Below are 15,303 nucleotides of genomic sequence, written 5' to 3' on the forward strand. Positions count from 1 at the left end.
AGCTTAAGATTTTTTAAAAATTTTTTCACAAACTTTTCACTTCTTTCAAAATATCTTTACTTATTCATAATCCTTATCACCATAATCTTCATCATCTTCGTTGATATCTTCATTTAAAAATTCATCATCCAAATAAGTATCATTATAATAAAACTCATTATCATAATCTTCATTTATTTCATTGTTTTTATTAACGTTATTATCATTGTTATCATTAGAGAAATAATTAATAAGCATACCAAGACCAATAAAACTAAGCAATGAAGTCCACACTGATTTATTTTTGCATAAGGTTATCGCACTATTGCTTTTTTTATAAAGCAACAAATATATTATTAATAAAATAATTATTACTATTAACAAAATCACCATTATAACATCCCAACTTTCAAATAATTAGAAGTGTTATTATAATAATTCTTCTAATTATTTGAAAAACCTGCTATTTAGAACTTTAATACAAAATATATTTAGAGCCCCTTCCGCCTTAAATAGCGGAAGGGGCTCTAAATATATTTATAAATCATTCAATATTTTTTTAGCATAACGTAAGACTTTGCCAATTCTTATTTCTGTTTCTTTTAGCTTATTAGGCTGTGCTAAAACTAAATCGAGTAAGCGTTTTTTTATAATGATAAAATCAGATTCCGCCAAGCTAAAGATTTCTTCAAGGTCTTTAACGGCAGGTTCAAGAACTACTTGAGTTTCTTCAATATGCCAATTACGTCCATCAATAATAGCAATATCACCATATTTAGGAATATAAGTTTTAGTAGGGATAACTTCTTCAACATATTCAGCAAATGGCTGTGAGGCACTTAGTTCACCATGAACTAAGAAAATATTATTAGGAATCGGGTTTACTACTTGTTTTAACCAATCAACAATCTGTTCTCTGTCCGCATGCGCGGAAAATCCATCCAAATTGTATATTTTAGCCCTTACCGTGATTTCTTCACCAATGATTTTAACACGTTTAATACCATCAATTAAGCGTTTCCCCATACTATCTTCGGCTTGATAGCCAACAAATAATACACTAGACTCCGGACGCCATAAATTATGTTTCAAATGGTGTAAAACGCGGCCAGCATCAGCCATACCACTAGCAGAAATAATAATAGCGGAACCTTCGATATTATTTAATTCTTTTGATTCATCAAAGGTTTTTGTTAGTCGCAGATTAGGCACATCTAAAATACTACCATCATAAGATAATAAAGCTAATGTTTCCTCATCAAATTCTTGTTGATTATTATCAATAATATTAGTAGCCGCAATAGCAAGCGGACTATCAATCACAATAGGAATTTCGGGGATTTTACTTTCTTTTACTAGTTTACTTAGATAATACAATACAGATTGTGTTCTGCCGACTGCAAAGGAAGGAATAATTATATTGCCACCTCGTGCCACCGTATCATTGATGATTTCAGCCAATTTAGCTTCCTTATCATAAAATTTATGAATCCTATTGCCGTAAGTTGATTCGCAAATAATATAATCAGCACCACTAATAATACTAGGATCCTTGATGATGGGCTGATTAGGTTGTCCTAAGTCTCCAGAAAACAACAATTTTACTGTTTCATTATTTTCATGCACAAAAATCTCTAAAATAGCTGATCCCATAATATGTCCGGCATCATTAAACCTAACCGTAATATTTTCATCAAGCATTAAATCTTCAACATAATCAACTTCCACAAATTGTTGTAATGCTAAAAAAGCATCATCAACAGTATAAATTGGCTCGATTATTTTTTTCCCAGAACGTTGCCCTTTTTTGTTAATTAACGAAGCATCATATTCTTGAATATGAGCACTATCAGGTAACATTATTCGGCACAATTCATTAGTCACTTTAGTGGCATAAATAGGCCCTTTAAAGCCATTTTTGCACAGCTTAGGAATTAATCCGCAATGATCAATATGAGCATGCGTTAAAATTACACAATCTATAGTCTGAGGGTCATATAAAAACTCACGATAATTGAGCATTCTTACAGCTTTTGAACCTTGAAATAAACCACAGTCAATTAAAATTTTCTTATCTGCAACTTCTAATAAAAAGGATGAACCTGTTACCATTTGTGCTGCGCCTAAAAATTGCAATTTCATGTTTCATACCCCCAAATAAATTAAATCCTCTGTTTACTCACCCATCGTTTTTACTTCTGGCTGTAAGTTAACGCCATGCTTTTCATAAACAATTCTTTGTATTTCTTTAATTAAGTCCAGCACATCTTGTGCTGTCGCACCACCCGCATTAATAACAAAACCAGCATGTTTAGGAGAAACCATTGCCCCACCAACTTTAAACCCTTTTAACCCGGCTTGCTCAATTAAAGTTCCAGCAAAATATCCTACCGGTCGCTTAAAAGTACTGCCGGCACTTGGCATATCCAGTGGTTGTTTACTTTCCCTTCTAGTAGTGAAATCATTCATCTTTTCAGTAATTTCAGTTTGATTATCAGCTCCAAGATTTAAAGTAACTTCACAAATAATATGATGATTATCTTGAAAAATACTATGGCGATATGAAAAATCAACTTCACTATTCTGATATTTAATTATTTCACCGGCTTGATTTATGGCAGTAACGCTTTCTACAACTTTACTCATTTCACCTTCATAAGCTCCGGCATTCATAAACACGGCACCGCCAATGCTCCCCGGTATTCCAACTGCAAACTCCATTCCACTATGACCATTTTGTGCTGCGAAATTGGCTACATCTTTTAATAATGCACCGGCCCCAACAATAAATCTATTATTTTCAAATTTCATTTTTGCAAAATTGTGCCCAAACTTGACCAAAACACCTCTAATCCCTTTATCTAATACTAAAATATTGGAACCATTACCTAAAACATGAAGGTTAACTTGGTTTTCTTCACATAATTTTATTATTTGTGAAACTTCTTGTGTTGATGATACATTAATAAAGATATCGGCAGGACCACCAATTTTAAAAGTAGTATGTTTTGCCAAGGGCTCATTTAATAATATATTTTCACTTGGTACTATTTTTTTTATTGCTTCTAAAAAAGCGCCATCAAAATTCAAAATTTAAAACCTCCAACTTAAATCAAACCTTCAAAACCGTGTTGTCTTAAACTCTCGTATAATACAATAGCTACTGCATTAGATAAGTTAAGCGATCTAGCTTCACTATACATCGGAATTCTAATACAGTTCTCTTTGTTTAAATTCAATATTTTTTCCGGTAACCCTGCTGTTTCTTTACCAAAAACTAAAAAATCATCAGGTGAAAATTTAATTTCTCCGTAACTTTTAGTGGTTTTGGTTGTATTAAAATAAAAATTACTTTCTGGATACTGTTCATATAACTCTATAAAACTATCATGATAATGCACTTTTACTAAATGCCAATAATCAAGGCCTGCTCTTTTTAAAGCTTTGTCATCAACGGAAAAGCCTAAAGGCTTTACTAAATGTAAATCCGTTCCGGTGGCTGCACATAATCGTGCAATGTTACCGGTATTACCAGGTATTTCGGGTTCTACTAAAACAATATGCATTAACTACACCTCTATTAATATTTATAATTATATTATATACAATTATCTAAAAAAAACAAAATCCCACCGACTAGCAGTGGGATTTAAATTTTATTCTACTTTAAAACTGCACCTGTACTAGCCGAAGTAACCATTCTCGCATAACGCGCTAAATAACCACTAGTTACTTTAGGTAGAGGCATTTTCCAATTTGCTTTTCTTTGTGCCAATTCTTCTGAACTAACTTTAACCTCTAAAATTCTATTAGGAATATCAATGAAAATTGTATCATCATTTTCAACCAAGGCGATATTACCACCTTCCATTGCTTCTGGTGAAACATGTCCAATACAAGCTCCTCTAGTAGCTCCGGAGAATCTACCATCAGTCAATAATGCTACTTTCAATCCCATTCCAGCAATTATTGCTGTCGGATTAAGCATTTCTCTCATTCCCGGACCACCTTTCGGTCCTTCATAACGAATAACAACGACATCACCATCAAAGACCTTACGTGCTAAAATAGCTTCAATAGCAGCTTCCTCAGAATCAAATACTTTTGCTTTTCCTTCGAATACTAGCATATCTTCAGTAACAGCACTTTCTTTTACTACAGCGCCATCTAATGCTAAATTTCCTTTTAAAATGGCAATACCACCCTTATTACGATAAGGTTCCTCCACTGTTTTTATAACCTCTGATGATCTGATCACTGCATTTTCAATACGTTCTGCCATCGTTCCGGTAATTGTAATAGCATCAGTATGAATTACTCCACGTTTAGCTAATTCTTTAATTACAGCACTTATCCCACCAGCATCATTTAAATCTTGTAAGTGATGGAAACCTCCTGGGCTTAACTTTGTAATATATGGTGTTTTAGCACTGATTTCATCAAATAATGATAACGGTAAATCAATACCAGCTTCGTGAGCAATCGCCGTCAAATGTAATACAGTATTAGAAGATCCACCAATACCCATATCAACAGCAATCGCATTTTCAAAAGCATTTTTCGTCATAATATCACGAGGCTTAATATCTTTTTTTACTAATTCCAAAATTGCTTCACCAGCTTTTTTCGCCAAGGCTTTTCTTGCTCCGGTATGGGCAGCTGGAATAGTTCCATTCCCCGGAAGACCCATCCCTAATGCTTCTGTCAAACAATTCATGCTATTAGCAGTAAATAGTCCGGCACAAGAACCACAGCCTGGACAAGCTGATTGTTCCATTTGATCTAATTCTGTTGCTGATATTTCACCAGCTTCAAATTTACCAGCAGCTTCAAAAATTTGGCTTACACTAATTTCTTTTTGATCATGACGGCCCGCCATCATCGGCCCACCACTAACAACAACACATGGAATATTTAAACGTGCTGCGGCCATTAACATACCAGGAATTATTTTGTCGCAGTTAGGAATTAACACTAAGCCATCAAAAGCATGAGCGCTCGCTACCGATTCAATAGAATCAGCGATAAGCTCGCGACTAGCTAAAGGATAACGCATTCCCTCATGACCCATGGCAATACCATCACAAATACCAATAGACGGAAATTCCATCGGTGTTCCGCCTGCCGCTGAAACACCCGTTTTAACAGCTTCAGCAATTGTTCTTAAATGAATATGACCTGGAATTATCTCATTAAACGCATTAACTACACCAATTAATGGTTTTTTTAAATCTTCTGGAGTATAGCCCATTGCATAAAATAATGCACGATGAGCAGCTCTTGTTGAGCCCTTTTTTACTGTATCACTTCTCATTTAAACCCCACCACTTCTTTACTTTAATTTATTAACAATATCTCCTTGATATTGACCATAAATATTTATAATTCAATATCGTTTTACATTTTCCTTCTTGTTGTAGAGGAAATATGTATTTATTATAGAAATATTATAAATAATATATTAAACTAAATAATATAAATAATCCAGTAAAAAAAGAGGTGTTTTTATGATAAAGCAAACAGAACGTACTTCTGATGCATTTATAGATGATAATTTAATTTTTGAATTGTTAGATAATTCAAAAAAACTTGCTCAAAACAAAGAATCTATTGCAAAAATAATCAATAAAGCTAAAACTTTAGCGGGGTTAAGCGCAGCTGAAGTTGCAATATTATTACAGGTTGAAGATAAAGAATTATTACAAGAAATTTATAAAACAGCCCAGTTTATTAAACAAAGTATTTATGGTGACCGAATTGTGTTGTTTGCTCCGTTATATTTATCGAGTTATTGTATTAATAATTGTACTTATTGTGGTTATCGTACCAGTAACAAAAAACAACTGCGCCGAAAATTATCTATGGCTGAAATAAAAAAAGAAGTAGAAATTTTAGAAAATTTAGGACATAAGCGTCTTGCGATTGAGGCTGGTGAAGATAATGTCAATTGCCCTATCGATTATGTTGTAGATGCCTTAAAAACAATCTACTCCGTAAAAAATGATAACGGTAGTATCAGACGAGCTAATGTTAATATCGCTGCGACAACTATTGCTGAATATGAACTTTTGAAAAAAGCAGGGATTGGAACATATATTTTGTTTCAAGAAACTTATCATCGCGACACTTACCAAAAGCTACATTTATCCGGGCCAAAAAGCGATTATAATTGGCATACTACTGCCATGGATCGTGCTATGAAGGCCGGAATTGATGATGTTGGAATTGGTGTCTTATACGGTCTATATGATTTTAAGTATGAAACTGTAGCTATGTTTTTGCACGCTGAACATCTAGAGCAAGAATTTGGAGTCGGTCCACATACTATTTCTGTCCCTCGTCTAAGACCAGCAACCGGTGTAACTTTAGATAAATTCCCACACCTAGTTAGCGATGCAGATTTTGCAAAAATTATTGCAATTATTAGGCTAGCAGTGCCTTATACCGGCTTAATATTATCAACTAGAGAAGATCCGGCTTATCGTGATATTTTAATTGATTATGGTGTTTCTCAAATCAGTGCTGCTTCCGGTACCGGTGTTGGGGCATATCGTGAAAATTATGACAAAAATAATACTGCTGAAAGTAGTATGCAATTTGAAACCAGCGACACTAGATCTCCTAATGAAATAATTCAAATGCTATGTGAAAAAGGCTATATTCCAAGTTACTGTACCGCTTGTTATCGTCAAGGGCGTACTGGTGATCGATTCATGGCTTTAGCCAAATCAGGCGAAATTCAAAATGTGTGCTTGCCAAACGCTATTTTAACCTTAAAAGAATATCTAATAGATTACGCTGATGAAAAAACTAAAGCAGTCGGCAATGCCTTAATTGCTAAAGAAGTTGAAAAGTTAAGCAATCCTAGTGTTAAAGATAAAACGATTGCTACTTTAAAAGAAATTGAAAATGGTAAGCGCGATTTTTATTTCTAAAACAATTTAAATAATTTTAAAATATGATATAATAATGATAATATAGTTTTTACTTATTATCTTAAGAGGAACTTATCAACTTAATCATTAAAGAGGTAATACAAATGGAATTGCGTCAACTAGAGTATTTTCAAATGGCCAGTCGCTTAAAAAATATCACCAGAGCCGCAGAAAGATTAAAGGTTTCACAACCGAATATCACTGTTGCTATTAAAAAATTAGAAGCTGAACTTGGCGTTCAATTATTTGATAGAAGTCAAAAACAACTGACTTTAACACCGGAAGGAACGGTTTTTTTAAATCGTATTGATATTGCTTTACGTAATATTCAAGATGCCTTATTGGAGTTAAATGATTATAAGCAATTACAAAAAGGCTCCATCAAAATAGGGATACCACCAATGATTGGAGCTTATCTCTTTCCCAAGATATTTTCAGATTTTCGACAACTTCATTCAAATTTAGATATTTATATCTACGAAGAAGGCTCTATTGCTATTAGAGAACAATTAGAACGTGATGAGCTTGATTTTGGAATTGTCATTACAACCAATGCTCCTTCTAATCTTCAACTATTTCAAATGTCCACCAATCAAATTGTCGCTTGTTTACCGAATGATCATCTGTTAGCCAACAAAACTACTATTTCTTTTAATGATATTCATGAAGATAATTTAATTATGTTAAAATCAGGCTCTTATTTACGTCAAGCAATTCTAACGGAATTTGATAAGCATAATATTGCTCCAAGAATAATTTTAGAATCTAACCAGATTGAAACCATCAAAGGATTAGTCGCTAGTGGCGTTGGTATTTCTTTTTTACTAGATGTTATTGTTCATAATGAAACTACTTTGAAAGCTATTCCACTGACCGAAGCTAAATATGTCGATATTGGACTAGCATGGAAAAAAGATAAATATGTATCAAAAGCAGCTCAAGCTTTTATTGATTTCTGCAAAACTCATCTAACAGTAGCTCAACAATAACATTTTTATGGTCTACATTATTTAATATGATTATATTTTCTTAAATCTTTTACCACTACAATAAAAATGCACCTTACTTTTTCGTAAGGTGCATTTTCTCTAAGGTTTTAAAGTCCATTATAACATAGTGGACTTTTTATTTTTCTTTTTCGGCTTTTTAATGCAAGTAGTGGTTTCTTCAGGAACCTTACTATTAAGTTTCTCCTCCAGCAACTGCCATACTTCTGGTTTTTCGAAACCTTTCCGCCAAGCTGCCACACCAGCTAAATTATACTTTTCTACTAAATTAATTTTTTTATCCAATGATTTTTCATTTTCAATCCAAATCTTATAAATGGCACCATCTTGTTGGTATTGAACATAATCTTGACCTTTATCTTCTAACCACAGAGGCTTTAACTTTTTATCTTTTATTATTGTATCAATTTCGTGCATTGCTACAGTTTTAGCTTTAACCTTAATTTTTCCAGCTACTGTTTGTTCTTGCCACTCTCTCATATAAAAAGGTAGGCCTAACACTAATTTTTCATTAGGTACATCCTTTAAAGTATTAACAACACCATTTTCCACCCAAGGCAAAGACGCTACTGAACCACTAACTGGACTAGTGCGCCAATGTTCATCGTAAGCCATTAACATCACATAATCAACGATTTTGCCAAGAGTCTTACGATCATAACATTTTGACCATTGTGAATCATCCATTGGTGCTGTAACATCAATGGATACCTTTACATTAATATCATGTAATGCTTTAGTTGCTTCCAACATAAATTGATTTAAAAGCTCTCGATCGCTTTCATAAATATTTTCAAAATCAAAATTAATACCATCAACTTCATATAATCCGGCATAAACCACCAATTGTTTTATGATATTTTTCCTGGCATTTTTATCATTAAGAAATTTATGGGTTAAATCCGGATCAAAACTATTAGTAATTAGTGGCCACAACTTATACTTATTTTCTTTTGCCATTACACTATATTGGTAATCAGCTTTGTTCGCAATCATTCCATCAGCACTGACAATACTAAACCAACTTGGTGATAATATGTTTAATGCCGGCAATTTTTCTGTAGCGGCGGATTCAGTTAAAATAGGTTGCCACACCATAACAATTTTTGCTAAATCATTAGTAGCACTGTAATTAAGTTTAACTGGATTATAATAAGAATTTCTATTAGTAGTAATTATTATATTATCTTCATTTTCTTCAATGCTAATTCCTAATAGTAGCCCTAAGCGGTCAATATTAAGATAATCATTATTATTGATCTTTTCCAGTGGATACATTATTTTAAAGCCATTAAAAATCAAGTTATTGGTCTTATCATTATTAAATTTAATTTTTGGCATACTAAAATTAATTAATACCTGTTTATTAGGATTATCTATCGCCATATTTTGATAAAGATAATCTTTAACTAAATTAAGGGGAATCTTTATTTTACCATCTATCAAATTTGCATTGTCTTCGGTTTGAATAATCTTATCCGGAGTTTTAATTATTATTTTTTTCTCAGCTGCCCCGGCGATACCCATTGTAGTAATTACAAATAGTATTACAAATAAACAACATATTTTTTTCATAACCTTCTCCCTATTATCATTTTAAAAATAAGACAGATAATATCGTTAATAAGCCACGATATTATCTGTCGAGTTTAATCTATGGTCTTGTCTTTGGCATTATCAATAATTTCTTGAGCGATTTTTTGTGGAACCTCTTCATAATGCGAAAATTTCATATCAAAAAATCCGCGACCTTGAGTGATTGAACGTAAATCAATCGCAAAACGGAATAGTTCCGCTACCGGTGCTTGAGCCTTAACGACCCCGATACCAGTTAACCCTGAGTCCATACCATTAATCCGACCACGCTTAGTATTAAGATCTGCAATAACATCACCCATATAATATTCAGGAATTGTTATTTCCAAATCATAAATTGGCTCTAATAAAACAGGCTTAGCTTGCATTACTGCTTTTTTTACCGCAGCAGCACTAGCAATCTTAAACGCCATTTCCGAAGAATCTACATTGTGATATGAGCCATCACATAAATCTACTTTCACATCAACGACTGGATAACCGGCTAGTATTCCTGCCTGCAAAGCCTCTTTTACTCCTTTTTCAACAGCCGGAATATATTGTCTTGGAACTGCACCACCAAAAATTGAATCAGTAAATTCAATTCCTGTTCCCGGTGGTAGTGGTTCAATTTGTAACCAAACATGACCATATTGTCCATGCCCGCCACTTTGTTTTTTATGTTTAGCTTCAACTTTTTCTTTCATCCTAATTGTTTCACGATAAGGAATCTTAGGGTTTTTCAATAATAGCTCTACTCCGAATTTTCGTTTAATTTTATCAGCAATAATTTCCGTATGCATCTCACCGATACCACTTAACAAAAACTCTGCAGTTTCAGCACTTTTCACATAGCGTACCGTTGGATCTTCATCTAAAATCCGCACTAATGCGTTACTTAATTTATCCTCATCACCCTTATTTTTTGTTTCTACAGCCATCGTAAACATTGGTTTAGGATAAATTATTTCATCAAAGACCACCGGAAAGCTTTTATCGGTTAGAGAATCACCGGTAACCGTATCTTGTAGTTTTGCCACAACCACAATATCACCGGCTAACCCTTTTTTAAGATTAATTTGTTGTTTCCCTCTTAAACTGAAAATATTACCAATTTTTTCAACTTTATCTTTTAACGGATTATAAACAGTACTGTCGGCAGTTAAACTACCGGAGAAAATCCTAATATAACTTAGCCGTCCGACAAAAGGATCAGCAGTAGTTTTAAAAACTAAACCGGAAAACGGACTGTTTTCATTAATCTCGACCAATTCCTCTGTTAGATTATTAGTCGCTAGATTATCTAAACTAGGCTCTGGCAGATATTCAATAATATCATATAATAATTTATTTACCCCGATATTTTTTAGAGCCGAACCACATAATACCGGAAATAATTTTGCATTCTTGATTCCTAATTTTAAAGTGGTAATAAGTTCATTATCTGAAATTTCTTCACCCGCTAAATAGCGATCTAATAACTCTGGATTAGTTTCGACAATAGTTTCCACCAATCTTTCTTTCGCTTTAGCAACTTCTTTTTTTAGAAATTCAGGGATTTCACCCTCGATAATTTGCTTTTGACTAGTTTTAATACGTGTACTCATTTCTAGCAAATCAACTACACCATGAAAAGCTTCTTCCGCGCCGATAGGAATCTGGATTGGCACAATACCGGCACCAAACTTAATTTGTAATTGTTCAACAACATTATTAAAATCAGCATGTTCGCGATCCATTTTATTAACAAAAAAAGCTGTTGGTTTATTTAACTCTTTACAATAATTCCATACTTTTTCAGTTTCAACTTCAATCCCAGCTGGTGCACAAACAACAATTAAAGCACTATCAGTTGCACTTAGTGCGCCTTTGACTTCACCGAAAAAATCCGGATAACCCGGAGTATCAATAAAATTCAATTTAGTATCTTCCCATTCACAAGAAACTAATGCGTTGGAAATAGTAAGCTTACGTTTAATTTCCTCTGGTTCAAAATCAGCTACTGTTGTTCCATCATCAACTTTACCTAAACGATTAGTATGTCCTGCATTATAAGCTAATGCTTCTGTTAGCGATGTTTTACCGGCTTTCCCATGAGCTAATATAGCGATATTTCTTAAGTCACAACTACCATATTCTTTCACGCTAATCCCTCCTGAACAGTTCACTAAATTTTCATTTACTAGTTAGTAATATTCGCTATTTAGTAAATAAAAACCTTTTTTATTTACTAAATATAAAAAACCTCAGCACCTACTAATAAAAACTTTTATCAGTGATACTGAGGTCGTTGTTATTAATTCATTTCTTCAAACCGCATTAACATAAAACACAAATCAGAAATTCTATTTAATGCAATTAATAAGGTTTCGCTAACAAATTCTTCTTTTGATAACCGCCATAAACTTCGCTCAGCTCGTCTAGTTACAGTTCTTGCTAAATCCAAAAAAGCACCGCCACTATTCTCACCGGAAATTAAAAATTTATTAAGAGGTGGCAGCTTTGCTGTCAATTCATCTAAAACTTTTTCTAACTCTACAATAACTTCACTTTTCACATAAGGCTCTGTTAAGTTATTGCTAGCAAGCTCTGCCATTATTAACATATTTAATTTTTGAATTTTCAATATTTCATCTTTAACAGATTGTTTTTGACAAAAAAATCTTGCTAAGCCTAAAGTTGAACTAAGTTCATCAACATTGCCATAAGCCTCAACCCTTAACCCTGATTTTTCCACACGTTCACCCGACAACAAACTAGTCATACCTTTATCACCGGTTTTTGTGTAAACAGCCATTTCATTCACCTCTTATACATTTTAATTCTTCATATTTAAAAAACAATTCAATCTCTCGCCTTGCATTTTCTTTACCATCAGAAGCATGAACAATATTATAAGTAACATCCTGCGCAAAATCTGCTCTAATTGTACCTTTAGAGGCTTTTTTCGGATCAGTTGCTCCATTAATAGCTCTTACTTTCTCAATGGCATTTTCACCACTTAAAACCATTACGATACATGGTGCTGATAACATAAACTTAATTAATTTATCGTAATAACTTTTCCCCAAATGCTCTTTATAATGTTCGCAAACTATATTTTCATCCAATTCCACCAGTTTTAAAGCTCTAATTTTCAAGTCATTATCTTCATAACGCTTGATTATTTCACCTGATAATCCGGCTTTATAAGCGTCCGGTTTTATTATTACTAAAGTCTCTTCCATCAGCATCATCCCTACTTTAAATATTTTGCTGCTACTTCACTATAATTTAGCGCCGACTTTCTAATTGCCTCAACTTCCGCTGGTGTCAATTGTCGGACAACTTTACCAGGCGAACCCATCACCATTGAATTAGGAGGTATTTTCTTTCGTTCTGTTATCAATGTTCCGGCGGCTATAATGCAGTTTTCGCCAATTTCGCAATAGCCAAGCAAAATAGCCCCCATACCAATTAAACAATTATCACCTACCGTACAGCCATGGACAATGGCCCCATGACCAACGGTAACATAATCACCAATAATCGCCGGACAATCACCCATTACATGAACCGTAGAATTATCCTGAATATTAGTAAACTTGCCTACTTTTATTTTTTCAATATCGCCCCGCAAAACAGTGTTAAACCATATATTAGAATTATCACCTAAAGATACAGCACCAATCACAAATGCCCCTGGAGCAATATAAACATCATTACCGATAGTAGGCTCTAAGTTTTCATATTTTAAAATATTCTTATTCATTACTTCAAAAGCTCCTTGTAACAATCTTTATCAAAATCTTCAAGAATTTTAGTCAATAATGATACCCCGGCATTATAATCGTCTAGATGAATAATACCATTGTGACTATGGATGTATCTAGTAGGAATACTTAATACAATACTTGGTACCCCCACTGAATTCAAGTGAATGCGCCCAGCGTCAGTTCCGCCACCTTCACTAAAGACCAATTGATAAGGAATTTTATATTTTTCGGCAATATTAATAACATAATCTCTTAGCTTAATATGAGGAATCATACTAGCATCGTAAATTGTTATCCCAATACCACGACCGAGTTTACCAGCAGCTTTATCTTCAGTGACTCCCGGCACATCACCAGCGACGCAAGTATCAATAATAAAAGCAATATCAGGATCAATAACCTTGACGCTAGTTTGTGCTCCTCTTAGTCCGACTTCTTCTTGTACTGTACCAACACCATACACAGTGGCAGCAGTATTTTTTAAAGCTATATTTTCCATAACCTCTGCCATAATTGCACAACCGATTCTATCATCCCAAGCTTTTCCTAACAGCATTTTATCATTAGCCATTACCGTAAACTTACTATATGGTACAACTGCGCACCCTGGCTTTACGCCAAACACTTCCAGTGCTTCTTTATCATCTTTCGCACCAATATCAATATACATATCAGCTTTTTGCACCAATTTTTTGCGTTCATCTGGACTTAAAATATGTGGTGGTTTACTACCGATTACGCCTGGAATAACACCATTTGATGTCAAAACATCAACTCTTTGTCCTAATAAAATTTGCTCCCACCAACCACCAATTGTTACAAACTTTAAAAAGCCCTCTTTGGTTATAGTTTTTACCATAAACCCGACTTCATCCATATGAGCAGCTAACATAACTTTTAACTCTTTCTGCTCTTTTCTCGAAAAAATAACACTACCTAATTTATCGTAGTTAACTTCATATTGATGTGCTAATTTATCAATCAATAATTGTTTTACCGGAGTTTCAAAACCGGAAATTCCGGCAACTTCTGAAATTTGCTTTAACCAATTTAATTTTTTTTCCATAATATTCACCTCAAACTTAGACTCTTATTTTATATACTGCCTTATTTATAGTTTTCCTGCTTAATTTTATTAAAATAAAATGTTGAGTTATTAACTCAACATTTTAAAATAGTTTAATTATAGTTTTACCAAATCTTTACGATCAATTCTCAGCCCTTGATCTTCTTTTAAATTATGTTGCTTAATATCTTCTTCGGCTAAGCCTAGTTCTTTTGCCATAACATGTTTCACCCTTGGCCCACAGAAAAACCCTTGACAAGTACCCATACCGGCTCTTGTTCTACGCTTCATTGCATCTAAAGATTTAACCTCAATTCCCCGCTGCATTGCATCAACAATCTCTGTTTCAGTAACCCTTTCACAACGACAAATAAATTTTTCTTTGGGATCAACAGCATCAATACTGCCTTTAAAATTATCATCTTTTTTAATTATTATTGCTTTACGATAAGGATTAAAACTTTCTTTTGCTACAAAGTCTAGTCCTGCATTTTTAAGAATTTCTACAACTTCTAGCGCAATCGCCGGCGAAGAAGTTAACCCTGGTGAATCAATCCCAATTAAATTAATGAAATTTTTATAATAAGAGTTTTCAATAATAAAGTCTTTTTTATCAGCAAATGGTCTATTCCCTGAAAAAGAGCGCAAAGCTTTTCTCATATCAATATCTGGAACAGATTTTTTAGCAGTATCAACAATATATTTTAACCCCTCTAACGTTGTTCCTAAATCATTTTTTTCAGTAATATCTTCAGCATTAGGACCAATCATCAGATTACCATGATAGGTTGTTGTCACCAAAATCCCTTTGCCCAGTGCTGTAGGTACTTGGAAGATAACAGAATTAGTTAAATAATTCTGCTCTTTACCCAAAATAACATATTGACCGCGGCGTGGTGTAATTTTATAGTCCTCAATACCTACCATTTTAGCAATTTCATCACTATATATTCCCGCCGAATTAATAACATACTTTGCTTCAACAA

Annotated in this window: 14 protein-coding genes; 2 read left to right on the forward strand and 12 right to left on the reverse strand. The window is 33.6% G+C overall.

Going from position 1 to position 15,303, the window contains the following annotated elements; translation table 11 throughout:
• Nucleotides 1-60 precede the first annotated feature (60 nt).
• The 5 genes from KBI38_06325 to ilvD all read right to left on the reverse strand — a co-directional run bounded on the left by KBI38_06325 (nt 61) and on the right by ilvD (nt 5,293).
• Nucleotides 61-372, reverse strand: a complete 312-nt coding sequence (locus KBI38_06325; protein MBP8629673.1) for a hypothetical protein — start codon at nt 370-372, stop codon at nt 61-63.
• 144 nt (nt 373-516) lie between these two features.
• The gene (locus KBI38_06330; protein ID MBP8629674.1) at nt 517-2,121 is read right to left on the reverse strand and encodes an MBL fold metallo-hydrolase; all 1,605 of its coding nucleotides are present in this window, start codon (nt 2,119-2,121) and stop codon (nt 517-519) included.
• A gap of 33 nt (nt 2,122-2,154) precedes the next feature.
• The gene (gene murB / locus KBI38_06335; protein ID MBP8629675.1) at nt 2,155-3,072 is read right to left on the reverse strand and encodes a UDP-N-acetylmuramate dehydrogenase; all 918 of its coding nucleotides are present in this window, start codon (nt 3,070-3,072) and stop codon (nt 2,155-2,157) included.
• A gap of 14 nt (nt 3,073-3,086) precedes the next feature.
• Entirely contained in the window at nt 3,087-3,545 is a 459-nt protein-coding gene (trmL, locus tag KBI38_06340) for a tRNA (uridine(34)/cytosine(34)/5-carboxymethylaminomethyluridine(34)-2'-O)-methyltransferase TrmL (protein ID MBP8629676.1), read from the reverse strand.
• Between the two features lie 95 nt (nt 3,546-3,640).
• A complete protein-coding gene (gene ilvD / locus KBI38_06345; protein ID MBP8629677.1) occupies nt 3,641-5,293 on the reverse strand; it encodes a dihydroxy-acid dehydratase in 1,653 nt (550 codons plus the stop codon).
• 193 nt (nt 5,294-5,486) lie between these two features.
• Between ilvD and hydG the strand changes: the two genes are divergently transcribed.
• Both hydG and KBI38_06355 read left to right on the forward strand, forming a co-directional pair.
• On the forward strand, nt 5,487-6,914 hold the full coding sequence (gene hydG, locus KBI38_06350) for a [FeFe] hydrogenase H-cluster radical SAM maturase HydG (protein MBP8629678.1): 1,428 nt from the start codon (nt 5,487-5,489) through the stop codon (nt 6,912-6,914).
• 104 nt (nt 6,915-7,018) lie between these two features.
• A complete protein-coding gene (locus KBI38_06355; protein ID MBP8629679.1) occupies nt 7,019-7,903 on the forward strand; it encodes a LysR family transcriptional regulator in 885 nt (294 codons plus the stop codon).
• 117 nt (nt 7,904-8,020) lie between these two features.
• Here the strand turns inward: KBI38_06355 and KBI38_06360 are convergent, their stop codons facing one another.
• From KBI38_06360 to KBI38_06390, 7 genes are all read right to left on the reverse strand, one after another.
• Nucleotides 8,021-9,496, reverse strand: a complete 1,476-nt coding sequence (locus tag KBI38_06360) for a glycoside hydrolase (GenBank protein ID MBP8629680.1) — start codon at nt 9,494-9,496, stop codon at nt 8,021-8,023.
• 74 nt (nt 9,497-9,570) lie between these two features.
• Entirely contained in the window at nt 9,571-11,640 is a 2,070-nt protein-coding gene (gene fusA / locus KBI38_06365) for an elongation factor G (protein ID MBP8629681.1), read from the reverse strand.
• 152 nt (nt 11,641-11,792) lie between these two features.
• Nucleotides 11,793-12,293, reverse strand: a complete 501-nt coding sequence (locus tag KBI38_06370; protein MBP8629682.1) for a cob(I)yrinic acid a,c-diamide adenosyltransferase — start codon at nt 12,291-12,293, stop codon at nt 11,793-11,795.
• 1 nt (nt 12,294) lies between these two features.
• Entirely contained in the window at nt 12,295-12,732 is a 438-nt protein-coding gene (ndk, locus tag KBI38_06375) for a nucleoside-diphosphate kinase (GenBank protein MBP8629683.1), read from the reverse strand.
• Between the two features lie 2 nt (nt 12,733-12,734).
• A complete protein-coding gene (locus tag KBI38_06380) occupies nt 12,735-13,247 on the reverse strand; it encodes a gamma carbonic anhydrase family protein (GenBank protein ID MBP8629684.1) in 513 nt (170 codons plus the stop codon).
• Nucleotides 13,247-14,317, reverse strand: a complete 1,071-nt coding sequence (locus KBI38_06385) for a M42 family metallopeptidase (protein ID MBP8629685.1) — start codon at nt 14,315-14,317, stop codon at nt 13,247-13,249. Before KBI38_06385 ends, KBI38_06380 begins: the two co-directional genes overlap by 1 nt.
• 117 nt (nt 14,318-14,434) lie before the next feature.
• Nucleotides 14,435-15,303, reverse strand: an 869-nt coding sequence (locus KBI38_06390; GenBank protein ID MBP8629686.1) for an FAD-dependent oxidoreductase, incomplete at its 5' end; no start/stop codon positions are given.

This window comes from Negativicutes bacterium (assembly GCA_018052945.1).
GTDB lineage: Bacteria > Bacillota > Negativicutes > JAGPMH01 > JAGPMH01 > JAGPMH01.

Bases quoted from the DNA above. Each gene is read 5' to 3' on its own strand.
- KBI38_06330 (MBP8629674.1), bottom strand. From the start codon at position 2,121: ATGAAATTGCAATTTTTAGGCGCAGCACAAATGGTAACAGGTTCATCC.
- KBI38_06385 (MBP8629685.1), bottom strand. From the start codon at position 14,317: ATGGAAAAAAAATTAAATTGGTTAAAGCAAATTTCAGAAGTTGCCGGA.
- KBI38_06360 (MBP8629680.1), bottom strand. From the start codon at position 9,496: ATGAAAAAAATATGTTGTTTATTTGTAATACTATTTGTAATTACTACA.
- KBI38_06380 (MBP8629684.1), bottom strand. From the start codon at position 13,247: ATGAATAAGAATATTTTAAAATATGAAAACTTAGAGCCTACTATCGGT.
- KBI38_06370 (MBP8629682.1), bottom strand. From the start codon at position 12,293: ATGGCTGTTTACACAAAAACCGGTGATAAAGGTATGACTAGTTTGTTG.
- ndk (MBP8629683.1), bottom strand. From the start codon at position 12,732: ATGATGCTGATGGAAGAGACTTTAGTAATAATAAAACCGGACGCTTAT.
- trmL (MBP8629676.1), bottom strand. From the start codon at position 3,545: ATGCATATTGTTTTAGTAGAACCCGAAATACCTGGTAATACCGGTAAC.
- ilvD (MBP8629677.1), bottom strand. From the start codon at position 5,293: ATGAGAAGTGATACAGTAAAAAAGGGCTCAACAAGAGCTGCTCATCGT.
- KBI38_06355 (MBP8629679.1), top strand. From the start codon at position 7,019: ATGGAATTGCGTCAACTAGAGTATTTTCAAATGGCCAGTCGCTTAAAA.
- KBI38_06325 (MBP8629673.1), bottom strand. From the start codon at position 372: ATGGTGATTTTGTTAATAGTAATAATTATTTTATTAATAATATATTTG.
- hydG (MBP8629678.1), top strand. From the start codon at position 5,487: ATGATAAAGCAAACAGAACGTACTTCTGATGCATTTATAGATGATAAT.